Annotated in this window: 25 protein-coding genes; 21 read left to right on the plus strand and 4 right to left on the minus strand. The window is 72.1% G+C overall.

Annotated elements, in window-relative coordinates; all coding sequences use genetic code 11:
• The first annotated feature begins 153 nt into the window (after positions 1 to 153).
• A complete protein-coding gene (locus AL2_RS23570; protein WP_067636967.1) occupies positions 154 to 1755 on the plus strand; it encodes an AMP-binding protein in 1602 nt (533 codons plus the stop codon).
• Positions 1756 to 1767: 12 nt separating this feature from the next.
• On the opposite strand, the gene AL2_RS23575 is transcribed toward AL2_RS23570, so the two are convergent.
• Positions 1768 to 2673: an alpha/beta hydrolase family protein gene (locus AL2_RS23575; protein ID WP_067636969.1), complete on the minus strand. Its 906-nt coding sequence runs from the start codon at positions 2671 to 2673 to the stop codon at positions 1768 to 1770.
• 146 nt (positions 2674 to 2819) lie between these two features.
• Between AL2_RS23575 and AL2_RS23580 the strand changes: the two genes are divergently transcribed.
• Complete coding sequence (locus tag AL2_RS23580; protein WP_067636971.1) at positions 2820 to 3401, plus strand: TetR/AcrR family transcriptional regulator; 582 nt, start codon at positions 2820 to 2822, stop codon at positions 3399 to 3401.
• 51 nt (positions 3402 to 3452) lie between these two features.
• On the opposite strand, the gene AL2_RS23585 is transcribed toward AL2_RS23580, so the two are convergent.
• The gene (locus AL2_RS23585) at positions 3453 to 3875 is read right to left on the minus strand and encodes an ATP-binding protein (RefSeq protein WP_245666865.1); all 423 of its coding nucleotides are present in this window, start codon (positions 3873 to 3875) and stop codon (positions 3453 to 3455) included.
• Between the two features lie 253 nt (positions 3876 to 4128).
• On the opposite strand from AL2_RS23585, the gene AL2_RS23590 reads away from it, so the two are divergent.
• Both AL2_RS23590 and AL2_RS23595 read left to right on the plus strand, forming a co-directional pair.
• Complete coding sequence (locus tag AL2_RS23590) at positions 4129 to 5403, plus strand: DMT family protein (RefSeq protein WP_067636975.1); 1275 nt, start codon at positions 4129 to 4131, stop codon at positions 5401 to 5403.
• A 60-nt stretch (positions 5404 to 5463) separates the two neighbouring features.
• Positions 5464 to 6345, plus strand: a complete 882-nt coding sequence (locus tag AL2_RS23595; protein ID WP_067636977.1) for an SCO6745 family protein — start codon at positions 5464 to 5466, stop codon at positions 6343 to 6345.
• A 79-nt stretch (positions 6346 to 6424) separates the two neighbouring features.
• Here AL2_RS23595 and AL2_RS23600 read toward each other — a convergent pair whose 3' ends face one another.
• Positions 6425 to 7663: a PucR family transcriptional regulator gene (locus AL2_RS23600; RefSeq protein ID WP_067636979.1), complete on the minus strand. Its 1239-nt coding sequence runs from the start codon at positions 7661 to 7663 to the stop codon at positions 6425 to 6427.
• Positions 7664 to 8158: 495 nt separating this feature from the next.
• On the opposite strand from AL2_RS23600, the gene AL2_RS23605 reads away from it, so the two are divergent.
• The 7 genes from AL2_RS23605 (at position 8159) to AL2_RS23635 (ending at position 16631) form a co-directional block, all read left to right on the plus strand.
• Entirely contained in the window at positions 8159 to 9727 is a 1569-nt protein-coding gene (locus AL2_RS23605) for a dolichyl-phosphate-mannose--protein mannosyltransferase (protein WP_083946825.1), read from the plus strand.
• 51 nt (positions 9728 to 9778) lie between these two features.
• Positions 9779 to 11137: a DUF6801 domain-containing protein gene (locus tag AL2_RS23610; RefSeq protein WP_067636983.1), complete on the plus strand. Its 1359-nt coding sequence runs from the start codon at positions 9779 to 9781 to the stop codon at positions 11135 to 11137.
• Between the two features lie 31 nt (positions 11138 to 11168).
• Positions 11169 to 12179: a cupin-like domain-containing protein gene (locus AL2_RS23615; protein ID WP_067636985.1), complete on the plus strand. Its 1011-nt coding sequence runs from the start codon at positions 11169 to 11171 to the stop codon at positions 12177 to 12179.
• 264 nt (positions 12180 to 12443) lie between these two features.
• Positions 12444 to 13703: a DUF6801 domain-containing protein gene (locus tag AL2_RS38370; protein WP_067636987.1), complete on the plus strand. Its 1260-nt coding sequence runs from the start codon at positions 12444 to 12446 to the stop codon at positions 13701 to 13703.
• 67 nt (positions 13704 to 13770) lie between these two features.
• Entirely contained in the window at positions 13771 to 14874 is a 1104-nt protein-coding gene (locus AL2_RS23625) for a DUF6801 domain-containing protein (RefSeq protein WP_067636989.1), read from the plus strand.
• A gap of 10 nt (positions 14875 to 14884) precedes the next feature.
• Entirely contained in the window at positions 14885 to 16102 is a 1218-nt protein-coding gene (locus tag AL2_RS23630; RefSeq protein ID WP_067636991.1) for a lipase family protein, read from the plus strand.
• Between the two features lie 10 nt (positions 16103 to 16112).
• Positions 16113 to 16631, plus strand: a complete 519-nt coding sequence (locus tag AL2_RS23635) for a hypothetical protein (protein WP_067636993.1) — start codon at positions 16113 to 16115, stop codon at positions 16629 to 16631.
• A gap of 4 nt (positions 16632 to 16635) precedes the next feature.
• Here the strand turns inward: AL2_RS23635 and AL2_RS23640 are convergent, their stop codons facing one another.
• Positions 16636 to 17004, minus strand: coding sequence for a hypothetical protein (locus AL2_RS23640; protein WP_067636995.1), 369 nt, complete (start codon positions 17002 to 17004; stop codon positions 16636 to 16638).
• Between the two features lie 232 nt (positions 17005 to 17236).
• On the opposite strand from AL2_RS23640, the gene AL2_RS23645 reads away from it, so the two are divergent.
• The 10 genes from AL2_RS23645 to AL2_RS23690 are packed head-to-tail and all read left to right on the plus strand — an operon-like array spanning position 17237 to position 26597.
• Positions 17237 to 18019, plus strand: a complete 783-nt coding sequence (locus AL2_RS23645; RefSeq protein WP_067636997.1) for an MlaE family ABC transporter permease — start codon at positions 17237 to 17239, stop codon at positions 18017 to 18019.
• Between the two features lie 3 nt (positions 18020 to 18022).
• On the plus strand, positions 18023 to 18850 hold the full coding sequence (locus AL2_RS23650) for an MlaE family ABC transporter permease (RefSeq protein ID WP_218003698.1): 828 nt from the start codon (positions 18023 to 18025) through the stop codon (positions 18848 to 18850).
• On the plus strand, positions 18847 to 20097 hold the full coding sequence (locus AL2_RS23655) for an MCE family protein (protein ID WP_067636999.1): 1251 nt from the start codon (positions 18847 to 18849) through the stop codon (positions 20095 to 20097). The genes AL2_RS23650 and AL2_RS23655 overlap by 4 nt, the downstream gene beginning before the upstream one ends.
• Positions 20094 to 21128, plus strand: a complete 1035-nt coding sequence (locus tag AL2_RS23660; RefSeq protein ID WP_067637001.1) for an MCE family protein — start codon at positions 20094 to 20096, stop codon at positions 21126 to 21128. The genes AL2_RS23655 and AL2_RS23660 overlap by 4 nt, the downstream gene beginning before the upstream one ends.
• Complete coding sequence (locus AL2_RS23665) at positions 21125 to 22198, plus strand: MCE family protein (RefSeq protein ID WP_083946827.1); 1074 nt, start codon at positions 21125 to 21127, stop codon at positions 22196 to 22198. The genes AL2_RS23660 and AL2_RS23665 overlap by 4 nt, the downstream gene beginning before the upstream one ends.
• On the plus strand, positions 22198 to 23190 hold the full coding sequence (locus AL2_RS23670) for an MCE family protein (RefSeq protein ID WP_067637006.1): 993 nt from the start codon (positions 22198 to 22200) through the stop codon (positions 23188 to 23190). Before AL2_RS23665 ends, AL2_RS23670 begins: the two co-directional genes overlap by 1 nt.
• Complete coding sequence (locus AL2_RS23675; protein WP_083946828.1) at positions 23187 to 24317, plus strand: MlaD family protein; 1131 nt, start codon at positions 23187 to 23189, stop codon at positions 24315 to 24317. Before AL2_RS23670 ends, AL2_RS23675 begins: the two co-directional genes overlap by 4 nt.
• The gene (locus AL2_RS23680; protein WP_067637010.1) at positions 24317 to 25561 is read left to right on the plus strand and encodes an MCE family protein; all 1245 of its coding nucleotides are present in this window, start codon (positions 24317 to 24319) and stop codon (positions 25559 to 25561) included. Before AL2_RS23675 ends, AL2_RS23680 begins: the two co-directional genes overlap by 1 nt.
• Positions 25561 to 26112 (plus strand): hypothetical protein, encoded by a 552-nt coding sequence (locus AL2_RS23685; RefSeq protein WP_067637012.1) that lies wholly within the window; start codon positions 25561 to 25563, stop codon positions 26110 to 26112. Before AL2_RS23680 ends, AL2_RS23685 begins: the two co-directional genes overlap by 1 nt.
• Positions 26109 to 26597 (plus strand): hypothetical protein, encoded by a 489-nt coding sequence (locus AL2_RS23690; RefSeq protein ID WP_067637014.1) that lies wholly within the window; start codon positions 26109 to 26111, stop codon positions 26595 to 26597. Before AL2_RS23685 ends, AL2_RS23690 begins: the two co-directional genes overlap by 4 nt.

Consider the following 26597-nt stretch of genomic DNA (forward strand, 5'->3'; position numbering starts at 1 on the left):
CCGAGGCGGACGAGCCGGTACCCGCCGCGAAGGGCGGTTCGTTGTCAGCTTCGTAACAACAACAGCGCTGAAGAGCTGGGTTGAGGTAGAAGAGTACGAATAGCCGCTTTTATACGGTCGGTATCCGGAATCACTGACCCTCGGAGGCGGTAGATGAGCGGACGATCGGAGTTCGGGCGCCGCACGGCGTCGGCCGCGCGGGCGGGCGGCATGTTCGCCCGCAGCGGGCTGTGGCGTCCCGGACCGCCGCTGAAGGTCGCCCGCCAGCTCAACGCGCTGCGCCGCTGGGGCACGCTGCTCGGCGGGACGGTCGCGTCCGCCGCCGCCCGCGACCCCGACGCCGTCGCGATCATCGACGACGTCGGGGAGCTGACCTACGGCGAGGTCGACACCCGCACCGACCGCCTCGCCGCCGCGCTCGGCCGGTTCAACGACTCGCCCCGCGTCGCGGTGCTCTGCCGCAACCACCGCGGCATGGTCGAGGCGCTCGTCGCGTGCAGCAAGCGCGGCTCCGACCTCCTCCTGCTCAACACGGGGATGAGCACCGAGCAGCTCCTCACCGTCCTGCGGCAGCAGCAGGTGGACGTCGTGATCGCCGACTCCGAGTTCGCCGGGTTCATCGCGGCCGTGCCGAAGACCGTCCACGTCATCACGGCCGGCGGGACGGGCTCGGAGCTGGAGAACGCCATCGCCACCGCGCCCGCCGGGCCGGTCGAACCGCCGGCCAGGGCGGGCCGGACGATCGTCCTCAGCTCGGGCACGACCGGCCGTCCCAAGGGCGCCGACCGGCACTCGCGCCCGGGTCTGTCGCCGCTCACCTCGATCCTGTCCCGCATCCCGTACCGGGTGCACGAGCGGATGTTCATCGAGGCGCCGCTGTTCCACACCTGGGGTTACGCGATGCTGCAGACGGCGATCTCGCTGCGCGCCACGATCGTCCTGCGGTCCCGGTTCGACCCGGAGCAGACGCTCCGCACGGTCGAGGCCACCGGGGCGACCGCGCTCGTCGCCGTGCCGGTCATGCTGCAGCGCATCCTGGACGTCCCGGAGACCGCGCGGCGCAAGTACGACACGTCCTCGATGCGGATCGCCGCGCTGAGCGGCTCTGCCCTGCCCGCGACGCTCGCGACCGCGTTCATGGACGAGTTCGGCGACGTCCTCTACAACCTGTACGGGTCGACGGAGGCGTCCTGGGTCACCATCGCCACCCCCGCCGACCTGCGCGCCCGCCCCGACACCGCCGGCACGCCGCCGCCCGGGACGAAGGTCGCGATCCTGGACGAGGGCGGCCGTCCCGTCCCGCCCGGCACCACCGGACGGATCTTCGCCGCCAACGAGCTGCTGTTCGCCGGCTACACCAGCGGCGACACCAAGGAGATGCGGGACGGCCTGATGAGCCTCGGCGACGTCGGCCACCTCGACGAGGACGGCCGGCTGTTCGTGCAGGGCCGCGACGACGACATGATCGTCTCGGGCGGGGAGAACGTCTTCCCCGCCGCGATCGAGGAGGTCCTGGACAAGCTTCCGCAGATCCGGGAGGTCGCCGTCATCGGCGTCCCGGACGACGACTTCGGGCAGCGCGCCGCCGCGTACATCGTCCTGCGGGAGGGGGAGACGCTCGACGCCGACGCCGTCCGCGCCCACGTCCGGGACCACCTGGCGCGCTTCGCCGTGCCCCGCGACGTCCACTTCCTGGACGCCCTGCCGCGCAACGCCACCGGCAAGATCCTCCGCCGCTCCCTGCCCGCCGGCTGACCGCCCGGCAGGTCACTTCGACTCGACGCGGCCGAGGGGGGCGGCGCTGTTCGCCAGTTCGGCGCTCGCGGTCGTCCAGCCGGTGTCGGACGGGTCGAGCGCGCTGCGCAGGAACGCGGCGGTGAGCCGCTGGACCAGCGCGACGCGTTCGGGGCTCTCGTCCGTCGTCTCCGTGACGGTGTAGCCGGAGATCCCGCCCAGCGAGTGCTCCGCCTCGGGCAGGGAGAGCAGGCTCGTGGCGCCCGGGCTCAGGTGGTACGCGTCGGTGAACCAGTCCGGCCCCCGGACGGTCAGGGCGGACTGGTCCTTCTCCCCGGCCACCACCAGGGTCGGCGTGGTCAGCTCCGTGAAGTCCGGGTTCATGAAGGAGAGGTTCTCGGCGGCGAACGGCGTCAGGTCGGCGCCGCCCGTGCCCGCGGCGGCGAGCAGTACCCCGGCCTTGACCCGCGGGTCGGACCTGGTGGCGCCCGGGACGCCCTCGGCGTCGAGGACGCGCGCGCCCAGCAGCATGCCCGCCGTCTGGGCGCCCCAGGAGTGCCCGGCGACGGCGATGCGGCCGCGGTCGAGGCGTCCGGCGAGGCCGGGGACGGCGGCTTCGACGGCGTCCAACCCGTCCAGGACGCGGGTCAGGTCCTCGGCGCGGATGCGCCAGATCTCCGGGTGGCGGGGGTCGCCGGGCGTGACGTTCAGCCGACGCGAGTCGAGGTGGGTCGGCTGGACGACGGCGAAGCCGCCGGCGGCCCAGAAGTCGGCCAGCGGGGCATAGCCGTCCATCGACTCCCCGAAGCCGTGCGAGAACACGATGATGGGCAGGTCGCCGCCGGTCACCGGCGCCGACACCCTGACCTGGACGTCCTCGCCGCGGCCCGGGGCGGGCAGCACCACCGGGCGTACCGAGATGACAGGAGCGTGGGGCATGGGTTTCTCCTCGCTGAGTAACGTGAACAGCGCGGCGCGGCCTGGTCACGGGCCGCCTGCTCTGGCATGCTGAACAAGTGGAACGATGTTCCGGTTGCGACTATACGGATCGTGGTTCCGCTTAGCAACATGGAGGCGACAGCACAGTGGTCCGGAGCGGATCGGAATCGCCCGCCCCTCGGAAGCGGGCCGACGCCCGGCGCAACGAGGAGGCGCTGCTGGAGGCGGCCGCCGCCGCCTTCGTCGCGTCCGGCGTCGACGCGCCGGTGCGCGACATCGCGGCCAAGGCGGGCGTCGGCGTCGGCACGATCTACCGCCACTTCCCGACGCGGGCCGATCTCATCGTCGCCGTCTACCGGCACCAGGTGGAGGCGTGCGCGGCGGCGGGCCCGGCCCTGCTGGCTGACGCCGGCTCCCCGTACACCGCGCTGGTCCGCTGGATCGATCTCTTCGTCGACTTCCTGGTCACCAAACACGGCCTCGCCGAAGCGCTGCAATCCGGCGACGCGACCTTCACGACCCTGCACGAGTACTTCGTCGACCGGCTCGTGCCCGTCTGCGCCGAACTGCTCGACGCCGCCGCCGGAGCGGGCGAGATCCGCTCCGACATCGAGGCGCTCGGCCTGATGCGCGGTGTCGGCAACCTCTGCATCGGCGCCGGCAAGGACCCCCGGTACGACGCCCGCCGCATGGTCGACGTCCTCCTCGCCGGCCTGCGCGTCCACTAGCGCGGAAGCTCGCCAGGGCGGCGGCTCACTGGGGTGGCGGCCCGCGCCTCGTCAGGCGCCGGCGGACGGCCGGCGCGTCTCGACGGTGAACCAGAGGCGGGTGCGGCCGGGGCACTGGTCCAGGCCCCACTCGCCGGCCAGCGCGTCGATGACGGTCAGGCCGCGGCCGTGGTCGAGGCGGCGGCGGCCGTGCGGATCGGCGCCGGCCTCGTCGGTGTGGGCGGGGCCGTCGTCGGCGATCTCGACGCGCAGGGCGCGGCCGTCGGTCGCGACCGTCACGGTGACGAGCCCGGAGCCGTGCAGGACGGCGTTGGCCACCGCCTCGGCCGTCATCAGCTCGACGTCGTCGAGAACGTCCTCGGCCGCGATGACCTTCGCGGCGAGATCGCGGACGGTCCGGCGGGCGCGGCGGCCGCCTTCGCCGCCGACGCTGAAGCCGAACGGCTCGCCGAGCCGTTCCATCCCCACGGTCACTCGATCACCACACCTGGATTCGGAAGCGCAACGCAATCATTCCCCTGCGCTGAGTGATGGGCAATGCGACCGATGTATTGATCTTGGCCTTTCCGGGACAGGGGGGCCGGATGATACTCACCGAGGCCCACAAATCGGGTGTTTTCTCCGTCCCGTGGCGAGAATCACCGGACGCCCTCCGTGTGTAACCATCCGTTTCGGCAGCGTTTTCCGCCGGGTGGGGCGGGGACGCAGGTCGCCCCGGAGGTGCGTCATGCAAGCGGTCGTCCTCGCCTGCGCCGCGCAGGCCGTTTACATCGTCGCCTATGTCCTGTTCAAGACGGCCACCGAGCCGATGCCCCAGATCGGGGGGCGGCACCCGCTGCACGCCGCCGGACGGCTCGTGCGCAGCCCGCGCTGGTTCGCCGGCGTCGCCGTCCTGCTGGCGGGCTTCGCGCTCTCCGCCGTCGCGCTCGTCACGCTGCCCGTGGCCGCGACCCTGCCCGCCTACGCGCTGGGACTCCTCCCGCTGCTGATCGTGGGGATGAGCGGCTTCGGTGAGCGGCCGACGTCGCGGGAGTGGCTCGCCGTCCTCATCACCGTGGCCGCGATGGCCACCGCGGCGCTGTCGGTGCTGCCGGGCCACGGCGAGTCGCTGCGGGACGCCCTGCACCGCACGGGCGGCGCCGAGGCGGCCGGCGCGCTCACGCTGTGGAAGGCGGGGCTGGTGTGCGTGCCGTCGCTGGCCCTGCCGCTCTGGATGCTCTGCGTGCGCGACCGCATGGTCAGCGGGCGGCATGCGCGCCCGCTGACCGGGATCGCCTACGGCCTCGGCGCGGGCGTCCTGCTCGGCGCCACCGAGGTCTTCGGGCAGGGCATGGCGATGATGCTCGCGGCGGGCCGGGGCGCGGACGTGCTGACCTCGCCGCACCCGTACCTGTTCCTGCTCGCCGGCCTGCTCGGGCTCGTGCAGCTGTCGATCGGCCTGCAGCGCTGCCGCCTCACGATCATCGTCACCGTCGTCACGGTCACCGCGAAGACGCACCTGCTGCTGTCGGCCACGCTGCTCTACGGGGAGCCCTGGCCGCGCGAATCGGCGCCGCTCCTGCTGCGGATCGCGGGCGTCGGGCTGGCCGTCCTCGCCCTGTCGGCCTTCCCCCGCCACGAGCGCCGGATGCGCCGCGCCCGCCGGGCCATGCCGGCCGCGCAGCCCGCGCGGCCGGCGCGGACCTCGGCGCGGCCCTCGGCGCCGCCCGCGTATTCGCACCCCCTGCCCGCCGTCCTGCCCGCGCCGCACCCGGCGCCGCACCCGGAGCCGAACCCCGCGCCGCCCGCCGTCCCGTCCGGATACCCGCAGGGGCTGTCCGGCGTTCCGTCCGCCTGGGCGGGCTCGCTGCCCGGGGGCCCGGCCTCGCGGTCGCGCGTACCGCCCGCGGGCGGCCGGGCGGCGGTGCCGCCGCCGCAGCTCGGCGCGTCGCCGCCCGCGTGGTCGAGTTGGGTGGACGGCGGCCGGGAGGCGCCGCGCACTCACCCCTCCCAGCTGGGCTGATTCAATCTAGTCATTGTCAAGATACGATGGGAGGCGTTTCCGAGGGAAGGAGCCGACGCGATGACGGAGAACCCCGGCCTGGCGCGGCAGATGTGGCATCAGCTCGAACCCGTGCACGCCCTGTTCTGGTACTCGCCCGACGTCTTCGCCGCCGCCGCGGCGCTCGGGTACGCGGTGGACACCCGCTGGCCCAGCTACTTCGCCTGGCGCGCCGCACCGCTCGGCGCCGCCGGCCCCGAGCGGGTGGCGTCCGCCTTCTACAGCTTCAGCCCGCGCATGGTGGCCGAGCACGTCCCCGCCGCCTGGACGGTCGCGCCGCCCGAGCGCGTCCTCGAAGCCCGGACGCGCGCCGTCGACCGCATGTACCGGACGCTGCTCGGCGACGGCATCGGTTCGCCGGACGTCGCCGAGGCCGCCGCGCTGGCCCGCGCCGCCGCCGCGGAGGCGAGCACCGCCGGACGCCCGCTCGCCGCCGCCGGCGCCGACCTGCCCTGGCCGGACGAGCCGCATCTCGTCCTGTGGCACGCGATCGGCATCCTGCGCGAGCAGCGCGGGGACGGCCACGTCGCCGCCCTCCTCGCCCACGGCCTCGACCCGGCCGAAGCCCTGGTCTCGTTCGCCGCGATCGGCGCCGCGCCCGCGGAGACGTTCGCGAGCCGGGGCTGGACGGACGCCGAGTGGGCCGCCGCCCGCGACCGCCTCGCGTCCCGGGGCCTCGTCGACGCGTCCGGCGAGGCGACCGAGCGGGGCCGCGAACTGCGCGACTCCGTGGAGCGGATGACCGACGACCTCGCCTACGCGCCCTGGCGGACGCTCGGCGCCGACAAGGCCGACCGGCTCGCGCGGCTGACGATGCCGATCCTGGTCAAGGTGCTGGAGACGGGGCTGATGCCCGCGCAGAACACGCTCGGCATCGGCAAGGTCCAGGCGCCGCCCCGCTGAGTCGGCGCCGGGGCGGGCGCCAGGCGGTCCAGGTACGTGCCGGCCACGAGCGGCAGGAGCGGTGTCCGGTGGGCCGGGGTCACCTGGGGGTCATCACATGCGGACGCCGCGGGTCGGGCCGGCGGTCGCCGCGAGCGCGCAGGTGGGCGGCGCGGAGGGCGACCTCGATGCCGAACCGGGCCTCCGGGTCGGCCAGCTCGTCGCCGAGGGTCTGCTCGATCTTGCGCATCCGGTACCGGACGGTCTGCGGGTGGATGTGCAGCAGGGCGGCGATCTCGGCGGCGGTGCCGCGGGTGACGAGCCAGGTCCGCAGGGTCTCGGTCAGCCGGTCCTGCTGGCCGGGCGTCATGCCGTCCAGCACGGCGAGGCGCCGCCGGGTCAGCTGGTCGACCAGCGCGGTGTCGGAGAGCAGCCACAGCGGGACGAGGTTCTCCTCGCACAGCGTCACCGGGCCGTCGAGGACGCCGTCGAGCGCGAGGCCGAGCGCCTGCCGGGCCCAGCGGAGCGAGTCGGCCGCCTGCCCGATCGGCATCGTGAGGCCGACCGCGACCCGGCGGCCCGGCAGCGCCTCGTCCAGCATCGCGCGGCGCTCCGCCGTGAACGCGCCGGGGAACAGCAGGTGCGGAGCGGCGCATTCCATGTCGGCGAGGACGTCCCCGTCCAGCGACGTCCACACGCAGCGGGCCTCGGGTTCGGCGGCGACGAGCGTGACCTCCTCCGGGACGGCCCATCCGGCGGCCTCGGCCGGTTCGGCGATCTCGGTCTCCGGGCCGTCCACGACCAGCCGCAGCAGCCGGCGGCGCCGCTCGTCCAGTGCCGGGATCGGGCGCGCCCTGGCCTCCCGGTAGCCGTCGAGCGACAGCGCGGCCAGTTCGTCCAGGTAGACGAACAGCGCGTCGGCGAGCCGCGACATGACGGACGCGGAGATGTCGTGGCGGGGCGCGACCCGCATGACGCGGCGCCACGCGACCTGCCCGCCGATGCGGTAGGCGGCCTGGAGCGCGTCCATGCTGCGGCCCTCGTGCGCCTCGTACTGGCCGAGGGTCCGCGCGGTCGCGGCGGCGTCGGCGTCGCGCTCGGCCGTTCCCGGCGCGGCGACGCGGTCGGCGAACGCCGCGAGGTGGTGCTCCACGCTGCGCCGCAGCACGTGCCCGTAGGGGCCGTCGAGCGGCCGGGCGTACACGGGGACGGCGCGGCGGATCTCGGTGACGATCTCGTCGGCGAGGCTCGGCAGCTCCGGTCGCATCAGCCGGGCGAGCCGCGGTGGGAGCCGCCCCGGACGCTCGGTGAAGCCTGCGGCTTCGAGGGGGCTGGACATCGGCACACCTCCGGTTCTGCGGGACGCCCTGACCGTACGCACGCCCGGCACCACTGATCTGTAGCGCCGGAGAACAAAACTCCGCGCCCGCTGCTCACCTGATTACAAGGAACGCCCGGATTTCGATGCCACTGCTGAAGATCGTCGGTCTCCTGTCGAATATCGCGCCCGACATGCCGTGCCTCACCCTTTTCGTGCCGGCCGTTCCACGACACACATGAATAGTTTTCACAAGCGGTCTCTCGTTCCCCGGGGGCCTGCTTCTTCGCGGGTTCGAGCGGTTCGAGCGGTGGCCGGCCGCACCGCCGTGCGACGTTCCTGCGCACAATCGGACCGCCGGCCATGCGGAAATTGTCATCGGTTGACATATCTCCATTCGCCCTTCACCTGGCTGAGTGAGCGGCGTGTTTTCTTCGTCGCCGACTTGATTCATTCGGTGGTTTGCCCTGATTACGGTTCTGGATCCACGCCCATGCCGCAGCGAAGGGGAGTGCGTTGACCGCCTCGGTAGCCGTGGAAGAAGCCGCGCCCAGGACGGACCGGCCGTCCAGGTGGCCGGCGTTCGCCTGGGGATGGGCCGGCCCCCTGTTCGTCTCGGTATTCGCCGGCGTGCTGGTGTTCCACCGGCTCGGCTCCCCGCACGCGCTCGTCTGGGACGAGACGTACTACGCCAAGGACGCCTGGTCGTTCCTGCACTACGGCATCGAGCACAACTGGCGCACCGGGACGGACGGCAACCCGGCAAACACGTACTTCCTCGCCGGGCATCCGGTGGCGGGGCTGGCGGGCGGCGCGGAGTGGGCCGCGCATCCGCCGCTCGGCAAATGGCTCATCGCGGCGGGGATGGCGGTCTTCGGCTCCGGTCCGTTCGGCTACCGCAGCGCCGCCGCCGCGGCCGGTGTCCTGGCCGTGCTGCTGCTCGCCCGGATCGCGCGGCGGATGACCGGGTCGACCGTCCTCGGCTGCGCGGCCGGACTGCTGCTGGCGCTGGACGGATCGTGGCTCGTGTCCAGCCGCGTCTCGATGCTGGACATCTTCCTGCTCGTCTTCGTCCTCGGCGGGTTCGGCTGCCTGCTCCTCGACCGGGACAGGACCCGTGCCGCGCCGCCCGGGGCGTTCGCCCTGCGCGGGTGGCGGGTGGGTGCCGGAGTCTGTTTCGGGCTCGGGTGCGCGACGAAATGGTCCGGCGTCTACGCGATGCTCTTCTTCTGGATGCTGGTCCTCGTCTGGGATCGGAACGCGCGTAAGGACGCCGGGGCCGCAAAGCCCTGGCGGCGCATGCTCAAACTCGACCTCCCGCCCTCATTGCTCCAGGTGGGGTTCGCCGCCGGCCTCGTCTATGTGGCCAGCTGGTGGGGCTGGTTCGCGTCCGGGACGGGCCTCCAGAAGAGCCTGTTCGGCCAGGTCGTCCCCGGATTCCAGCGCAACTGGGCCGAGCAGAACCCGAGCGGGATCTGGCCCGGGTTCCTGGACCCCCTCCGGTCGCTGTGGCACTACCACGCGATGACGCTGGACTTCCACAGCGGCGTCACGGGCCCCAACCCCGGTCAGTCCTGGCCGTGGCAGTGGCCCTACCTCGGGCACCCGGCGGTCATGTGGCGCACGGCCGTTCCGCAGGGGCAGGACGGGTGCGACGCCGTGAAATGCGTCAGCGAGATCGCCCACCTCGGTACGCCGGCGATCTGGTGGTTCTCCATCGTCGCGCTGCTCGCCATGGTGTTCTGCTCGATCCACCTGCGGGACTGGCGCGCCGTCACGGTGGCGGGCGGCTTCCTGGCGGGCTGGCTGCCCTGGTTCCCGGCCGCGCTCGACGACCGGACGATGTACTCCACCTACACGCTGCCGATGCTGCCGTTCGCGATCCTCGCGATCGTCCTGCTCTTCGAGGCGATCCACGTGCCGCACCGGGGCCGGCCCGTGATCCGCGCCGTGACCGGCGTCGCCGGAGCCGGCTATCTCGCGGCCGTCGCGGCGAACCTGCTCTACCTCCATCCGATCCTCACGGGCACGGCCGTCCCGGACGCCGACCGGCTGGCGCGCCTGTGGCTTCCCGGCTGGACGTGACCGCCACGTGAACCCGCACGACCGCAGCAGCTCCAGGAGAGGGGATCGACGATGAGGATCCGGGCCCGCTGGGCGCTCGGCGCGGCGACGGCCGCCGGGCTCGGCGCGATCGTGACCGGGTCGCTGCCCGGCGGTGCGGCGCGGGCGCAGGAGGCCGACACCGCGCTCCACTACACGTGCGCCTTCCCGTCCGGGACGTCGGAGAAGGTGGACGTCCGCGTCCAGGGGACGTTCCCGGCGGCGGGGACGACCGGCAGGCCCGTCCAGCCGGGACGGGTCACCGTGACCGTGACGATTCCCGCGTCCGCCGAGGTGACCGGGCTCGGCGGCGCGACGGTCGTCGGCACCGCCCGGCTCGGGACGTCCGTGACCCAGAACGGCGAGGCGACCGCGGTGGGGTGGCCGGGCCTGGCCACCCCGGCGACGCCGGTCCCCGCGGACGCCGATCTGGTGCTGGCGGCGTCCGGCGACGTCCCGCCGGTGACGCCCGCCGGGACGGGCGACCTGTCGTTCGCCGCCGGCGATTTGGCCCTGACGCTCGCCCCGCGCGACGCCAACGGCGGGGAGCCGAAGGACGCGAAGCCTCCCCTCGCGATCACCTGTGAGGCACCGGGAGACCAGGTGATCGCCACGGTCCCCGTGTCGGCGGGAGCGACCCCGGCCCCCGCGGCGCCGGCCGCGCCCAAGGCCGGGCCGAAGGCCGCCGAGCCCCCCGGCGGGACCCCGGCCGAATGCGGGAAGTACGCGGGACCGACGGACGACTGGTACCCCGGCTGCACCTACCTGTCCGGGTTCTCCAACGTGAAGAAGCTCAAGGGCGCGACGGTCCTGAACGACCCGCGGTTCGGGCGTCCGGCGCTCACCAACCTCGTCTACTCGCTCACCGACACGGGCGCGGCCGTCCGGCAGAAGTTCGTCGCGCCGCTGCGGTCGAGATCGACGTTCCTTACGTTCGGGTTCATGCCCACGACCGCCACGATGGAGCTGACGCAGCGCCCCCTGAAACCCGGCGAGGACTACGGGACGTTCGAGGCGGTCAGCGACATGCAGACGGGAATCCAGTCCGTCAGCGCGCACATGAGGATGTCGATCCGCATCTACGACGTCCAGGTCAACGGGACCCCGCTGGACGTCGGCCCCCGCTGCCGGACCGCCCGCGACGTGGACATCACGCTCAAGGGCCAGATGCCCAACATCCTGCAGGGCGGGATCCTCGACGGCGCGTTCACCATCCCGCCGTTCTCGGGATGCGGCGTCGGCGAGAACCTCGACCCGCTGTTCAGCGGAACCGTCGCCGGCCCCGGCAACCTGCTGCGCGTCAGCCTCGGCTCCACCTGCATTCCGGACGCCGACATCAGCTGCCCGCCGGCCCTTCCCGAACCCTCCCGCTCCGCCGTCCCACAGAGCTGAACCGTGCCCGTCCCCGAAGGAGAGGACCGCCGTGCCGACGACACTTCCCAAGGACCAATGGCGCCGCTGGATCGCCGAGAACCTGCTGCTCGGCAATCCGCCGGAGGCGATCCGCCCGGCGCTCGTCAAGAACGGATTCACCGAGGAGGAGGCCGCGCGGGAGGTGTCCGGCGCGCTGGCCAGCCCGTACGTGCAGGGCGCGTCCCGCATCGCCAACCGGCTCCGCAAGCGCGAATGGACGCTGACCGTCTACGGCCGGCTCGCCCGGATGCGCGCGGCCGCCGGCGGGATCGAACGCCGGGAACGGCTCTCCCGGGACGAGTTCTTCGAGGAGTACTACTTCCAGAACCGTCCGGTCATCATCACCGGGATGCTCAAGTCGTGGGCCGCCTGCACCAGGTGGGACTTCGACTACTTCCGCGCGACCTGCGGCGACAATGAGGTCGAGGTGCAGTTCGGCCGCGAGTCCGACGAGAACTACGAGATCAACGGGCCGCAGCACAAGAAGCTGATGAGCTTCCGCGACTACGTCGACATGGTGGAGAACGCCGGGACGACGAACGACTTCTACATGACGGCCAACAACACGTCCCGGAACCAGCAGGCGCTGGACGTCCTCTGGGACGACATCGACCCGATCGCCGAATACCTCGACGGCGACGCCAGGGGACGCAGTTTCTTCTGGCTCGGCCCGGCCGGCACGAAGACGCCGTACCACCACGACCTCACCAACAACTTCATGGCGCAGGTCATGGGCCGCAAGAAGGTCAAGATGGTGCCGCTGCACGACACCGCGTTCATCTACAACACGGTGCACTGCTATTCGGAGGTCGACGCGAGCGCCGTCGACTACGAGCGGTTCCCGGCCATGCGCAAGGCGCAGGTACTGGAGTGCGCGCTCGCGCCGGGCGAGCTGCTGTTCATCCCGATCGGCTGGTGGCACTACGTCGAGGGCCTGGACGCCACGGTCACGATGAGCTTCACGAACTTCCTGCGCTACAACGACTTCGCGTCCGACTACACCACCTACAAGCACCTCTGACCGGCCCCCGCACCCGAAAAACTAGCACGGGGCGACAACGCTTCCGCAATTGTGTCAAACCATGAGCACGGCCTGCCCTATTTCCATCTGAATATGTCGGATCATGCGCATGACCGGCAATTTTAGAAAAGCCGCGAACCGGTGAGTGCGAACGCCTTCGATTTTGTCAGCGGACCGCGAAGACAGTGTGCATTGCAGCCGGTAGCTTACCGCTCTGAAACGCAAGGTAATGCACTCGGTCTCGTCCAGACGAAAGGCAGGAAATTGGAAGCCAAGCCCAGCAAGCGCAGGAGGACCGGGGCCAAGGGCCTCGCCGCGGCGGCCGTCGGCGGCCTCGGGCTCTCCATGCTCGGTGTGCTCGCCGCCGGCCCCGCGATGGCGGAGCCGGTCCACCAGTCGATCAACTACCACTGCGTCTTCCCGCTGATCGGCAACCAGCCGCTCACGGTGGACGTCGAGTCCGACATCCCCAAGGAGATCGCGGTCGGCGAGATGACGCCCGCGTTCCACATCAAGGCGACCGCGCACATCACGGGCACGATCACCAACGGGCTCCGCGCGGTGAAGGCCACCAGCCTGGAGGGCACGGCCACGGCCGACGCGATGCTGTCGGTGCCCGAGTCGCCGGAGCTGCCGGTGGCGGTGGACGTGGTCATCCCGTCGGTCGCCATCCCGCAGGAGGCGGGCGCGACCTGGGACCTGGTGGCCGAGGGCGACGCCCCGCAGCTCGTCTTCAGCGAGACCGGCCCCGGCTCGATCTTCGTCGAGAACATGCTGCAGCGCATCGACCCGAAGAAGGCCGACGGCACCGAGGTCTGGGCGGGCGGCAAGGACGTCCAGTGCACGAAGGACCCGGGCCAGACCGACCCGTTCGCGACCTTCCAGATCACCGACGGGACGCCCACCCCGACTCCCACCCCGACTCCCACCCCCACGCCCACCCCCACGCCACGCCCCCACCCGACCCCACGCCCCCACCCGACCCCCACCCCCACCCCTCCCAGCGGTGGTGAGCACTACGACTTCTCCATCGCCGGCCAGACGTTCGTGAAGGCTGCGAACGGCAAGGCGCCGCTGACGGGTTCCGTCGGCGCCGACCTCAACCTGGACACGGGCGAAGTCGCCGCGGACCTGAAGCTCGACCCGACCAAGGGCAACTTCCAGATCCTCGGCTTCCTGCCGGTGACCGCCGACATCGGCCTGAACTCGCAGGGCGCGACGACCGGCCTCTACAAGGACGGGCAGTTGACGACCAACACCAAGGTCATCACCAAGCTGTCGTCGTTCAAGGCGTTCGGCGCGATCCCGCTGGGCGGCGGTGACCAGTGCCAGACGAAGACGCCGTCCGACGTGCAGCTGCAGTCGCCCGCGGGCGAGTTCTTCGACCCGGGCGCCGGCGGCGAGATCAGCGGCACGTACTCGCTGTCCGCCATCGAGAACTGCGGAGCGCTGACCAGCATCCTCAGCCTGTTCACCGCCGGTGACGGCAACACCATCAACCTGACCCTCACGCCCAAGGCGTAAGCGATCAAGGAAGGCGGCCCCCGCCGCACCGAGTGCGGCGGGGGCCGTCCCGTAGCGAGGACGACAGGTGAGAACGAGACACAGCATCGCCGCCGCGCTGACCGCCGCGCTGGCCGCGACGAGCCTGCTGGCCGCCCGCCCGGCCGCCGCGGGCCCGGCGGCCCTCGGCCTGGACTACCACTGCACGTTTCCCCTGCTGGGCCCCCAACCGGTGCACGTGGACCTCACCACCGACGTCCCCGACAGCGTCGCGGTCGGCGAGGTGATGCCGGGCATCGTCGTCGACTCGGTCTCGGCCGTGAACGCCGAGTCCGCGCGCGGCCTCACCGCCCTGTACGCGACGGCCCTCGAAGGGCACGCGCTCGCGGACGCGACCCTGACCGTCCCCGAGATGCCGGACGGCCTGCCGGTCGCGGTCGACTCCGCCCTGGAGAAGACCCCGATCCCCGCCTCCGGCGGCTTCACCGTGCAGGGCAGGGGCACGGCGCCGGACCTGACCTTCTCCCAGGCCGGCCCCGGCAAGATCACCATCGGGGACCTCGTCCTGACCCTGACCCCGAGGACGGACGACGGCGGCGAATCCGGCCTCGGCACCTTCGAGTCCGAATGCACGCAGGATCCGGGGCAGAACAACGTCCTCGCGAGCTTCGACGTCGTCGACAAGAACGAACCCGCCCGCTACGGATACATGCTCAAGGGCTCGTCGACCCTCAAGGCGTCCGGCGGAACGGTCCCGCTGACCGGCGGCCTGGACACCGAGATCAAGGAAGACGCCGCCACCGCCGACCTCACGCTCGACCCGGCCAAGACCCAGCTGAAGCTCTTCGGCTTCCTGCCCGCGACGGCCGACGTGGCGTTCACCGCGGAGCCGGGGACCGGCACCTACAAGGACGGCGTCCTCACCACCACGTCCAAGGTGACCACGAGCTTCCCAGCGTTCAACGTCTTCGGCGCCATCCCGATCGGCGGCGGCGACACCTGTCGGACGTCGGCCCCGTCCGACATCACGCTGACCTCCGCCGCCGGCTTCGACCCGCGGCAGGGCGGTGACCTCACGGGCGCCTACGAGCTGTCGCCGCTGACCGGCTGCGGCGCCCTGACCGGCCTCCTCGGCTCCGCCATCACCGGCCCGGACAACCCCATCACCGTCACTCTCACCCCCAGGAACTAGGAGCCGGACGATGTCGAGTCGTGATCGTCGGCGCGGGGTGTTCGTCGCCATCGCCGCCGTCCTGCTGGCAGGCGTGGCCACTCTGCAGAGTCCGGCCACCGCGAAGGAGCCCCTGGCGGAGCCGGGGCCGGCCGGGGACGCGTTCTACACGCCGCCCTCGCCGCTGCCGGACGGGGCGCCGGGGGACGTCATCCGGGCGCGGCCGGCCAAGGCGGGGCCGCCCGCCGCGCGCTCCCTCGCGAACGCGTGGCAGGTCATGTACCGGTCGACGGACGCGACGGGCGAGCCCGTGGCGGTCACCGGGATGGTGCTGGTGCCGAAGAAGGCCGACCCGGCGACCGCCCCGATCGTCGGGTTCGGGCCCGGCACCAGCGGGCCGGCGTTCCGGTGCGCGCCGTCGCGGTTCATCGACCAGGGCGCCTTCTACGAGCAGGCCGCGCTCAACGAGATGCTCGCGAAGGGCTACGCGGTCGCCGTCACCGACTACGAGGGCTACCACGAGGACCCGGCGACCACCTACGTCGTCGGCTCGATGGGGTACTCGGTCATCGACGCGGTGCGCGCGGCGCAGAAGCTGCCGGAGGCCGGGCTCTCGGCGGACGCGAAGGTCGCGTTCCGCGGCTACTCCCAGGGCGGCGCCGCGGCGATGTGGGCGGGGCAGAAGCAGCCCGCCTACGCGCCGGAGCTGAAGCTCACCGGGATCGTCGGCGGCGGCGTGCCGTCCGACCTCGCGGCCGTGGGGCTGCCGCTGGAGGGGACGAAGCCGTTCGGCTTCCTGCTCTACGAGATCGTCGGCCTGGACCACGCGTACCCCGAGCTCGACCTGGCCTCCTACCTCAACGATGCGGGACGGGCCATGGTCAGCGAGCTCGAAGGGAACGGGTGCACGCTGGAGCTGCTGCTCGGCTACCAGGGCAAGACGATCCCGGACTACTTCACCACCAGCCCGTTCGCGAACGAGGCGTGGCTCAACAGGGTGGCGGAGAACCAGCTCGGCACCGAGCGCGTGCCGGTCCCCGTCTTCCAGTACCACTCGAAGGCGGACGAGATCGTCGCGTTCGGGCAGGCGAAGGAACTGCGCGACAACTACTGCCGGCTCGGCGTCCCCGTCACCTGGAAGACATGGGACGGAATCAGCCATATCACGCTCGTCTATCGCGGCAACAGCGACGCGATGTCGTTCCTCGCGGATCGCTTCGCCGGAAAGGCCGCCACGTCCAACTGCTGAAGGAGAGAAAATGGTTCGGCGATTCATCGCCCCGGTGGCGCTGGCCTCCGTGGTCGTCCTTTCCGCGGCCGGCTGCGGATCGGAGCAGAAGGAGGCGCCCGAGGTCGCGTGGGCGGGCAAGGCCTGCGGCGTCATGGCGCAGGGCGCCCCGCTGCAGGTGCCGAAGATCCAGAGCGCGGACGTGCTGAAGTCCAAGGCGTCGCTGGTGAAGCTGCTCGAGGGCATCTCCACGCGGATGCGGACGCTGGAGACGGGCCTGTCCGGGCTCGGCGCGCCGCCCGTCGACAACGGCGAGGCGCTCCTCGCGGGCGCCATGCGGAACCTGACCAGCACGCATTCGACGGTCACCACCGCGTCCAGGCAGCTGGAGCAGGCGAAGGTGACCGACAAGAAGTCGCTGCGGCGGGCGGTCGGCCAGGTCGGGACGGCCTTCGGCCGCTACAGCGGCTACCAGGGGCCCGAGCAGGACTTCCGCAAGGACCCGAAGCTGAACGCGGCCTTCGCCAAGGCGCCCGCCTGCCGGCGATGACCCGTCAGGACGCCGGCGCCCCGGCCGCCTTCATGCAGGCTATGAGGGCTTTCTGGGTGCGGCCGTCCTGCGCGTCGGGCTGCCAGGTGCTGGTGTTCTCGGGCACCTTCACGCCGTGCTCGCGCATGCAGGCGACGAACGCGTTGACGACCTTGGCCGGAGCGGACGACGGCACCCCGCCGGGCGCCTGCTTCGCGCCGCCCTGGGACGAGTCGCCGGCGTCCGACCCGCCCGGGGCGGACGACCGGTCCCCCGCGGTGGGCTGCGCGGACGCGGTCGGCTTGGGGTCGGCGCCGTCGTCCCCGCCACCGCAGGCGGCGGTCAGCGCCAGCGCCGGGACGAGCAGCAGTGCCGCCAGATGACGTCGGTTCACTGGGGGGTCCTTCCAGCGGGAGGGGGCCTCGACGATATCCGGTGGCGAGGCCCCTTGTCCGCCCGGCCCGGCATCTCGCCGGCGCACAACAATTGCGGCGGCGGGCGGAAAACCTGTCATCCGCCAATAGAAAACGCCGGCCCCGGGCTTTTGTGACGGGCGGCTACTTGTGGCCGGAATTTACCGGCCAGTAGTTTCACCGGAAGGCTCGAACGGGAAAGGAGGTCGGATCATGGCACCCGTGCTCGGATATCCGGTGAGCGCGCTGCGCGAGGCCGGCCGGATGTTCGCGCTCGCCGCGACCGTGCTCGGCATGTCGGTCCGCCGGCCGTTCCAGTTCCGCGAGTTCGTCGAGCAGTTCTGGTTCATCGCGAGCGTCACGATCCTGCCGACCGCGCTCGTGTCGATCCCGTTCGGCGCCGTGACGTCGCTGCAGGTCGGCTCGCTCACCCAGCAGTTCGGCGCGCAGTCGTTCACCGGCGCCGCCAGCGTCCTGGTGGTGATCCAGCAGGCCAGCCCGATGATCGTGGCGCTGCTGGTGGCCGGGGTGGCGGGCGCCACGATCTGCGCGGACATCGGCGCCCGGACGATCCGCGAGGAGCTGGACGCGATGGAGGTCCTCGGCGTCTCCCCGGTCCAGCGGCTGGTCGTGCCGCGCGTCCTCGCGTGCACGGCGGTCTCGTTCCTGCTCAACGGCCTCGTGTCGGTCGTCGGCGTCGCGGGCGGCTACTTCTTCAACGTCCTGATGCAGGGCGGGACGCCGGGCGCGTACGTCGCGAGCTTCTCCGCCCTCGCGCAGCTCCCCGACATCTACGTCGGCGAGGCGAAGGCGCTGCTGTTCGGGTTCGTCGCCGGCGTGGTCGCCGCCTACCGGGGCCTGAACCCCAAGGGCGGGCCGAAGGGCGTCGGCGACGTGGTGAACCAGGCGGTCGTCATCACGTTCCTGCTCCTGTTCCTGCTCAACCTCGTGATCACCGGGATCTACCTCCAGGTCGTCCCGCCGAAGGGAGGCTGAGCCGTGGCCGTGCTGAGAGCGGGGCCCCACCGCTGGTTCGCGTGGCTGGACCAGCCCGGCGACCAGGGCACCTTCTACGTCCGGGCGCTCCTGTGGACGCCGCGCGCGCTCCGCCGCTACCGCAAGGAGGTGCAGCGGCTGCTCGCCGAGGTGGCGTTCGGCAGCGGCGGCCTCGGCGTGATCGGCGGGACGATCGGCGTCATGGTCGCGATGACGCTCGCGACCGGCGTCGTGGTCGGCATGCAGGGCTACTCGGCGCTGCAGCAGATCGGGACGTCCGCGTTCACCGGGTTCGCGTCCGCCTACATCAACACGCGCGAGATCGCCCCGGTCGTGTCGGGCCTCGCGCTGTCGGCGACGGTCGGCGCCGGGTTCACCGCGCAGCTCGGCGCGATGCGCATCAGCGACGAGGTCGACGCCCTGGAGGTCATGGGCATCCCGTCCCTGCCGTACCTGGTGACGACGCGGATCATCGCGGGCGCGGTCGCGATCGTCCCGCTGTACGCGATCGGGCTGCTGTGCGCCTACCTGGCGTCCCGCGAGGTCACGGTCGTGGTCAACGGGCAGTCGGCCGGCACGTACGACCACTATTTCGGGCTGTTCCTGTCGCCCATGGACGTCGTCCTGTCGTTCCTCAAGGTGCTGGTGTTCAGCGTCCTGGTGATCCTTTCGCACTGCTACTACGGCTACCGCGCGGCCGGCGGCCCGGCGGGGGTGGGCCGCGCCGTCGGCCGCGCGGTCCGCACGTCGATCGTGCTGATCAGCGTCAGCGACTTCTTCTTCAGCCTCGCGGTGTGGGGGACGAACACGACGGTCAAGGTGGCCGGATGAGCGCCGCGGGGACGGTGCCGAGACGGCTCGCGGGCGTGGCCTTCCTGCTCGTCCCGCTGCTGCTGATCTGGCTGTCGGTCGCCGTCTACGACAAGAAGTTCACCAGGGTGAGCTGGGTGACGCTGGAGACGGCGAGCGCGGGCAGCGAGATGCATCCGCACGCGGACGTGAAGCTGCGCGGCGTGGTCGTCGGCGAGGTCCGCGAGATCTCGTCGGACGGCGGCGTCGCGACGCTGAAGCTCGCCATCCAGCCGGACAAGGTGCGGCTCCTCCCGAGCAACGTGTCGGCGCAGCTGCTGCCGACGACGCTGTTCGGGCAGCGGTTCGTCGCGCTGATCCCGCCCGCCGCGCCGACGCGCGCGCGGCTCGCCTCCGGCAGCCTGATCAGCCAGGACCGGTCGGCGAACGCGATCGAGCTGCAGCGCGTGATGGACAACCTGTACCCGCTGCTCACCGCCGTCCAGCCGGCGGAGCTGGCGGCCACGCTCACCGCCGTGTCCCAGGCCCTGGACGGACGCGGAGCCGAGCTCGGGCAGACGCTGGTCGACCTCGACGCCTACCTCAAGAAGATCAACCCGAGCCTGCCCGCGCTCAACCGCGACATCAAAGAGCTGGTCGAGGTCAGCCGCCACTACGACGAGGCGGCGCCCGAGATCCTCCAGGCGCTGAACGACTTCGCCTACACGAGCCGGTCGATCGTCGATCAGAAGGCGAACCTGGCGAGGCTGTACGCGGCGGTCACGGACGCGTCCCAGGACCTCTCGGACTTCCTCCACGAGAACTCGGGCAACCTCATCCGGCTGTCGGCGACGAGCCGTCCGACCCTGGAGCTGCTCCGCGAGTACTCGCCTGAATACCCGTGCACGCTGCGCATGCTGACCGACTTCGTGCCGGTGATGGACAAGGTGCTCGGCAAGGGCACCGAGCAGCCCGGACTGCACGTGAACGTGAAGACGCTGCCGTCCAAGGGACGCTACGTCCCGGGCAGGGACCGTCCGCGCTACACCGACAGGAGCGGCCCGCACTGCTACCCGGTCGGCGGCGCCGTGAAGTCGGCGCCCCTGAACGCGGACTCGCCCGTCGCCGTCGCTCCCGGCGCGCTCGGCCCGCCCAACTCCCCCGAGGAGAACCGCCTGGTCAACGAGCTGCTCGCGCCCGGCCTCCAGGAGGTTCCGGAGGCGCTGCCCGACTGGAGCAGCGTCCTGCTCGGCCCGATCTACCGGGGCGCGGAGGTGAGGCTGCAATGAAGGGCCTGACGGGACCGCTGGTCAAGTCGGCCGCGTTCGTCACGGTGACCGTGGTCGCGACCGCGATGCTGGCGCTCAGCATCACCCGGGCGGGCGGCGGCGACACCGTCCCCTACAAGGCGCGGTTCACCGACGCGTCCGGCCTGCGCGAGGGCGACAGCGTCCGGATCGCGGGCGTCGAGGTCGGGCGGGTCGCCGCGATCAAGGTCGTGGACCACCGGGTCGCGCTCGTCTCGTTCGGCGTCGACCGCGGTCACCGCCTGCCCGCCTCGTCCACCGCGACGATCAAGTACCTGAACCTGATCGGGCAGCGGTACGTCGAGTTGGAGCGCGGCGCCGGCGGCACCGGGGCGCTGCGGTCCGGCGCCACCATCCCCGTCGAGCGGACGACGCCGGCGCTGAACCTGACCCAGCTGTTCAACGGTTTCCAGCCGCTCTTCCAGGCGCTGTCGCCGAAGGACGTCAACCAGCTCGCCGGCTCGATCATCCAGGTGCTGCAGGGCGAGGGCGGGACGGTCGAGGGGCTGCTGTCCTCGATCGGTTCGCTGACCAGCGGCATCGCCGACAAGGACGCCGTCATCGGGCAGGTCGTCGCCAACCTGAACGCCGTCCTGGACACCGTCAACGGGCGCGGCGACAACCTCGGCTCGCTGATCGGGACGCTGCGGCGGCTCGTGTCCGGCCTGGCGGCCGACCGCACCGCGATCGGCACGGCGATCAGCGCGCTCGACGACCTCGCGAGCACCACCACCGGCCTGCTGAAGGACGGCCGCGAACCGCTCAAGCACGACATCGCCCAGCTCGGACGCCTGTCGGAGAACCTGTCGGACGACTCCCCGAAGGTCGACTCGTTCCTGCGGCTGCTGCCCGTGAAGATGGCGGCGATCGGCCGGATCGCCTCCTACGGCTCCTGGATGAACCTCTACCTGTGCGAGGCCGACCTGAGCGGCGTCACCTACAAGCAGTACCCGGGCGAACAGCACCCGGCGCCGACCGGCATCCCCCTCACGGACCGGAGGTGCGGCGCATGAGCAGAACCGAGCGAAGTGAACCGGGGGGTGTGCGGGGTCGGCCCCCCACCGGCGGACGTCCACGGCTCAAAGCCGTCCGGGAGCGGAATCCGATCGCCGTCGCGGTCGTGTCGCTGACGCTGATCGTCACCGCCGCGCTGCTGTCGTTCAACGCCAAGGACCTGCCCGTCATCGGCGGCGGCACCCGCTACACCGCCGACTTCAGCGAGGCGGCCGGGCTGCGGTCCGGCAACGAGGTGCGGGTCGCCGGGGTGAAGGTCGGCGAGGTCACCGGCGTCCGGCTGAACGGCGCGAAGGTGACCGTGGACTTCCGCGTCCGCGACACCTGGGTCGGGGACGCCAGCACGGTCACCATCGCGATCAAGACGCTGCTCGGCGACAAGTTCCTCGCCGTCGACCCGCTCGGCGCGCAGCGGCAGGACCCCGGCCGGCGCATCCCGCTGGCCCGGACGACCTCGCCCTACGACGTGACGGAGGCGTTCGAGGACCTCGCCGGGACGGTCGGCCAGATCGACTCGGCGCAGCTCGCCGCGAGCCTGGACGCGATCTCCACGACGTTCGCCGGGACGGCCCCGAGCGTCCGCAAGGCCCTCGACGGCGTCTCGGCGCTGTCGAAGACCATCTCCTCGCGGGACGCGGAACTGGCCCGGCTGCTCGCGAACACCCGCCAGGTCACCGGCACGATGGCGGAGCAGAGCACGAACGTCGAGGCGCTGCTGCGCGACGGGAACCAGCTGCTGGGCGAGATCCGCCGCCGCCGCGAAGCGATCCACGCGCTGCTGACCGGCACGCAGGAGCTGTCCCGGCAGATCGTCGGGCTCGTCGACGACAACCAGAGGCAGCTCGACCCGACGCTCCGCGCGCTCGGCCGCGTCACCGACCTGCTGCAGAAGAACCAGGACAACCTCGACAAGGCGCTGAAGACGGCCGGTCCGTACACGCGGCTGCTCGGCAACACGCTGGGCAACGGCCGCTGGATGGACGGATACCTGTGCGGCCTCGTCCCGGACGAGTACCGGGCGAAGGCCCCGGAGAAGGACTGCGAGCCGCCCAAGGGAGGCGGTAAGTGATGCTGCGCAAACTGGGCACACCGCTGCTCGCCGCCGGAGTCGCCGTCATCGCCGCCGTCGGCGCGTTCGTGGCCCTCCAGGGCCCGGCCGGCACCCGCGTCACCGTCTACTTCCGGGACGCGGTCGGCATCTACAAGGGCTCGGACGTCCGCGTCCTCGGCGTGAAGGTCGGCACGGTCGGCTCCGTCCGGGCCGAGGGAACCCAGGTCAGGGCGGTCATGACCGTCGACCGCGGGGTGGACGTCCCGGCCGGCGCCAAGGCGGTGGCGGTCGCGCCGAGCCTGGTCGCCGACCGGTACGTCCAGCTGACGCCCGCCTACACGTCCGGCCCGAAGATGCCGAGCGGCGCCGTCATCCCGGCCGACCGGACGGCGACGCCGATGGAACTCGACAAGGTCTACGACAGCATCCGGAAACTCGCCACCGACCTCGGCCCGAAGGGCCTCAACAAGGACGGCGCGCTGTCGCGAGTCCTGGAGACGGGTGCGGAGAACCTGACCGGCAACGGCCGCGACATCCGCACCACCACCGAGCGCATGTCGCAGGCCGCGAAGACGCTGTCCGGCTCCCAGCGGGACCTGTTCGCGACGATCCGCGGCCTGCAGACCTTCACCGCCATGCTGAAGACGAACGACGGGCAGGTCAGGCAGGCCGAACGGCAGCTGGCCGACGTGACCGGCTTCCTCGCCGCCGACCGCCACGAACTGGACGCCGCCCTGAAGGCCCTCACCGTGGCGCTCGCCCGCGTCAAAGTCTTCATCCACGACAACCGGAAGCAGCTCTCCGGCAACGTCGAGAAACTCGCCGAGATCACGCAACTCCTCGTGAAGCAGCGACGCTCACTGGCGGAGGCCCTGGACGTCCAGCCCCTCAACGCCACCAACATCCTGAACGCCTACGACCCGCGAACCCGCACCCTCATGGGCCGCCAGAACCTCAGCGAACTGACCCCGCCCCTCCCAGTCGCGGGCCCCCGAGAGGCGACACCATGACCCGCCCCCCAACGCGGCGCATGACCAGGACGCGCACTGCCACGTCACGCCCCACCTCCGCGGCGCGGCGGGTCTTCGGGGTGGTGGTCGTGGCGGGGGTGCTCGGGGGATGCGGGTTCTCCGGAGTGCAGGAGTTGCCGCTGCCCGGCGGCGCGGACCTCGGCGATCACCCGTACACGGTCACGGCGCGGTTCGCGAATGTGCTGAACCTCGTGCCGCAGTCCGCGGTGAAGGTCAATGACGTCGCGGTCGGGCGGGTCGTGAAGGTCGCGCTGCCGCGCGGCGGGTGGACGGCCGAGGTCGTGATGAAGGTCGACGGGGACGTGAGGCTGCCGGCGAACGCGTACGCCGAGCTTCGCCAGTCGAGCCTGCTGGGTGAGAAGTACGTCCAGCTCAGCGCGGGTCCGACGAACGTCCCGGGGGGTGCCGCCGCGCCGGGCGGCGCCCCTCCGGGCGGGGCCGCGCCGTCCGCGAGTACCGGGAATCTCGCGGACGGCGCGGTGATCCCGGTGTCGCGGACGAACCGGAACCCCGAGGTCGAGGAGGTGTTCGGGGCGCTGTCGATGCTGCTGAACGGCGGCGGCATCGCGCAGCTGCGGACGATCACCGGCGAGCTGAACCGGGCGCTCGGCGGCAACGAGCCGCAGGTCCGGTCGCTGCTGGAGCAGACCCGCGAGCTCGTCGGCGACCTGGACGCCAACAAGAAGGGCATCACGGACGCGATCGACGGCCTCAACCGGCTGTCGGCCACGCTACGCGGACGCAAAGCGCAGATCGGCGTCGCGCTCGACGACATCGAACCCGGCCTCGCCGTCCTCGCGGAGCAGCGGGGCGCGCTGGTCCGGATGCTGAAGTCGCTGGACGACCTGTCGCGGGTCGCGGTGACGACCGTCCGGCAGAGCAAGGACGACCTGATCGCCGACCTGCAGGCCCTCGAACCGACGCTCCGGAAACTCTCCGACGCCGGCCGCGACCTGCCGGACGCGCTGCAGGTGCTGCTGACCTACCCGTTCACCGACGCCGTCCTGCCCGCGGTCAAGGGCGACTACCTGAACGTGTACCTGCGGGTCACGGCGCGTCCGGGGACCGAGGTCGTCCCGCCGATCACGCCACTGGAGGGGGACTGATGCTGACCGTCGGCACCAGGATCAAGAACATCGTCTTCCTCGTCGTCGGCGCCCTCGCGATCGGCTACGTCGGGCTCAACTACGCCGACCTCGGCGGATATGTCGGATACCGCGACTACTACGTGGTCAAGGCCGACCTCGCCGAGGCGGGCGGGCTCGCGGAGAACGCCGACGTCACCTACCGGGGCACCTCGGTCGGACGGGTCGGCGCGCTGCACCTGACCGGCGACGGCGTGCTCGCCGAGCTGAAGATCAAGAAGTCGGCCCCGGGCATCCCGGCGCGGACGCAGGCCGTCGTGGCGAACCGGTCGGCGATCGGCGAGCAGTACCTCGACCTGCGGCCCTTGACGGCGTCCGGCCCGTTCCTGGCGTCGGGGGCGGTCATCCCGCGCGCCTCCACCGCCACGCCGGCGCCGGTCACCGACCTGCTCACCAGCCTGAACGACCTCTCCGAGTCCGTCCCGACCGACGCGCTCCGGACGGTCGTCGGCGAACTGGGCCAGGCGTTCGCGGGGCAGGGCCCCAACCTGCAGGTCCTCCTCGACAACACGCGTTCGCTGACCCGTGCCGCCAACGAGAACGCGGCGCCGACCACGTCCCTCATCGGCGACGGCGAGACCGTCCTGCGCACACAGAACGAGGAGGCCGCGTCCCTGAAGGCGTTCGGGCACAACGCGCGGCTGCTCTCCGAGCAGCTCCGCACGTCGGACCCGGCGTTCCGGAAGCTCGTCTCGACCGCGCCCGGCGCAGCCGGCGAGTTCCGCACCCTGGTGCGCGACCTGGACCCCTCCCTCAGCGTCCTGGTGGCGAACCTGCTCACCACGTCCGATCTGCTGGAGCCGCGCTCGGACGGCCTGGAGCAGCTGCTCGCCAAGCTGCCGGACGCCGTCGCGTCCGGAACGTCCGTCGTGCAGGACGGCAGGCTCAACTTCGGCATGGTCACGACGTTCTTCAACCCGCCGAACTGCACCGCCGGCTACGGCGCCACCACGTACCGCGGCGGCCTGGACACGTCGCCCGCGCCCGCCCTCAACACGGCGGCCCACTGCGCGACGCCCCCGTCCACGGGCGTCAACGTCCGCGGCGCGGGCAACGCCCCGCACCGCCCGGTACCGGCCCCCGCCCGCGCCGGCTCGGTGCTCACCACGGGAACCTCCGCCCTGCCGGGTGCGCTGGCCCTGCCGGGCGTGGCCGGAGGTCCGCGCGGCATGAGCGCCCTCCTCGGCCTCGAAGGAGCCCCCTGATGCCCGCGGTCACTGAGCCGGGGCCGCGCCGCAGGCCGCGCCGCAGGCCGCCGGGGCGGCGGCTGATCGGCTGGGCCCTGGTCGCCGCCGCCGTGGTGTTCCTCGGCTGGTCGAGCTGGGCGGTCCGGCAGGACGAGTCCGGCGCGCGGAGCGGGCCCGACCGTACTCGCGACGCCGTTCTGCGGAGCGCCGGGCAGCAGATCGCGGCGCTCAACACCATGGACCCGGCGCAGGTGGACGCCGGGCTCCGGGCCTGGTCGGACGCGTCCACCGGGGCTCTCCGCGAGCAGCTCGAACGGGACCGGGCGCAGAACCGGGTGAAGATCGGGCAGTCGAGGACGAGCGCCGCCGCCACCGTGACCGGGGCCGCCGTCACCTCGCTCGACGTCCGGGCGGGGAAGGCGAAGGTCATCGCGTCCGTGCAGGTGAAGCTCACCTTGCGGGGCGGGACGCCGACGCTTCAGCGCAAGCGGTTCGAGGCCGGAACCGCGCGCACGCCGTCCGGCTGGAAGCTCGAATCGCTCACCGCGATACCGGCCGGTGCGCGATGAAACGGCTGCTGGTGGTCGCGCTCGCCATCGCGCTGGCGGCCGCGGCCCTCCGGCCCGCGGCCGGGCTGCTGCGCGACGACGGGAACCCGCGTGACGAGGCGGTGCTGGACGAGGTCGCCACCACCGAGGTGATCGGGGACGTGTCGACGGCGCTCGGCAAGGTCTTCACCTACGGCCCTGGCGACGTCGCCGCGACCGAGCAGGCCGCCGACCGGGAGCTCTCCGGCACCGCCCTCCAGCAGTACCGGCGGCTGTTCGGGCAGGTGAAGCGGCAGGCGCCGGCCCAGCGGGTCACGCTGACCACGCGGGTCGTCCGGGCGGGGGTCGTCTCGCTGACCGGCGACACCGCTCGCCTGCTCGTGTTCCTCGACCAGGTCGCGACGCGCGCGGGCAAGCCCGGCGGGACGCCCGCCGCCGCGCAGCTCGTGGTCACCGCGCGCCGCGACCACGGCCACTGGTCGATCACCGATCTGACCTCTGTCTGA

Origin of the sequence: Actinomadura latina NBRC 106108, from assembly GCF_001552195.1 — a bacterium.
GTDB classification, from domain to species: Bacteria; Actinomycetota; Actinomycetes; order Streptosporangiales; family Streptosporangiaceae; genus Spirillospora; species Spirillospora latina.

Bases quoted from the DNA above. Each gene is read 5' to 3' on its own strand.
- AL2_RS23595 (WP_067636977.1), top strand. From the start codon at position 5,464: ATGACGGAGAACCCCGGCCTGGCGCGGCAGATGTGGCATCAGCTCGAA.
- AL2_RS23690 (WP_067637014.1), top strand. From the start codon at position 26,109: ATGAAACGGCTGCTGGTGGTCGCGCTCGCCATCGCGCTGGCGGCCGCG.
- AL2_RS23655 (WP_067636999.1), top strand. From the start codon at position 18,847: ATGAGCGCCGCGGGGACGGTGCCGAGACGGCTCGCGGGCGTGGCCTTC.
- AL2_RS23610 (WP_067636983.1), top strand. From the start codon at position 9,779: ATGAGGATCCGGGCCCGCTGGGCGCTCGGCGCGGCGACGGCCGCCGGG.
- AL2_RS23570 (WP_067636967.1), top strand. From the start codon at position 154: ATGAGCGGACGATCGGAGTTCGGGCGCCGCACGGCGTCGGCCGCGCGG.
- AL2_RS23665 (WP_083946827.1), top strand. From the start codon at position 21,125: ATGAGCAGAACCGAGCGAAGTGAACCGGGGGGTGTGCGGGGTCGGCCC.
- AL2_RS23670 (WP_067637006.1), top strand. From the start codon at position 22,198: ATGCTGCGCAAACTGGGCACACCGCTGCTCGCCGCCGGAGTCGCCGTC.
- AL2_RS23645 (WP_067636997.1), top strand. From the start codon at position 17,237: ATGGCACCCGTGCTCGGATATCCGGTGAGCGCGCTGCGCGAGGCCGGC.
- AL2_RS23680 (WP_067637010.1), top strand. From the start codon at position 24,317: ATGCTGACCGTCGGCACCAGGATCAAGAACATCGTCTTCCTCGTCGTC.
- AL2_RS23630 (WP_067636991.1), top strand. From the start codon at position 14,885: ATGTCGAGTCGTGATCGTCGGCGCGGGGTGTTCGTCGCCATCGCCGCC.
- AL2_RS23600 (WP_067636979.1), bottom strand. From the start codon at position 7,663: ATGTCCAGCCCCCTCGAAGCCGCAGGCTTCACCGAGCGTCCGGGGCGG.
- AL2_RS23675 (WP_083946828.1), top strand. From the start codon at position 23,187: ATGACCCGCCCCCCAACGCGGCGCATGACCAGGACGCGCACTGCCACG.
- AL2_RS23660 (WP_067637001.1), top strand. From the start codon at position 20,094: ATGAAGGGCCTGACGGGACCGCTGGTCAAGTCGGCCGCGTTCGTCACG.
- AL2_RS23685 (WP_067637012.1), top strand. From the start codon at position 25,561: ATGCCCGCGGTCACTGAGCCGGGGCCGCGCCGCAGGCCGCGCCGCAGG.
- AL2_RS23635 (WP_067636993.1), top strand. From the start codon at position 16,113: ATGGTTCGGCGATTCATCGCCCCGGTGGCGCTGGCCTCCGTGGTCGTC.
- AL2_RS23590 (WP_067636975.1), top strand. From the start codon at position 4,129: ATGCAAGCGGTCGTCCTCGCCTGCGCCGCGCAGGCCGTTTACATCGTC.
- AL2_RS23575 (WP_067636969.1), bottom strand. From the start codon at position 2,673: ATGCCCCACGCTCCTGTCATCTCGGTACGCCCGGTGGTGCTGCCCGCC.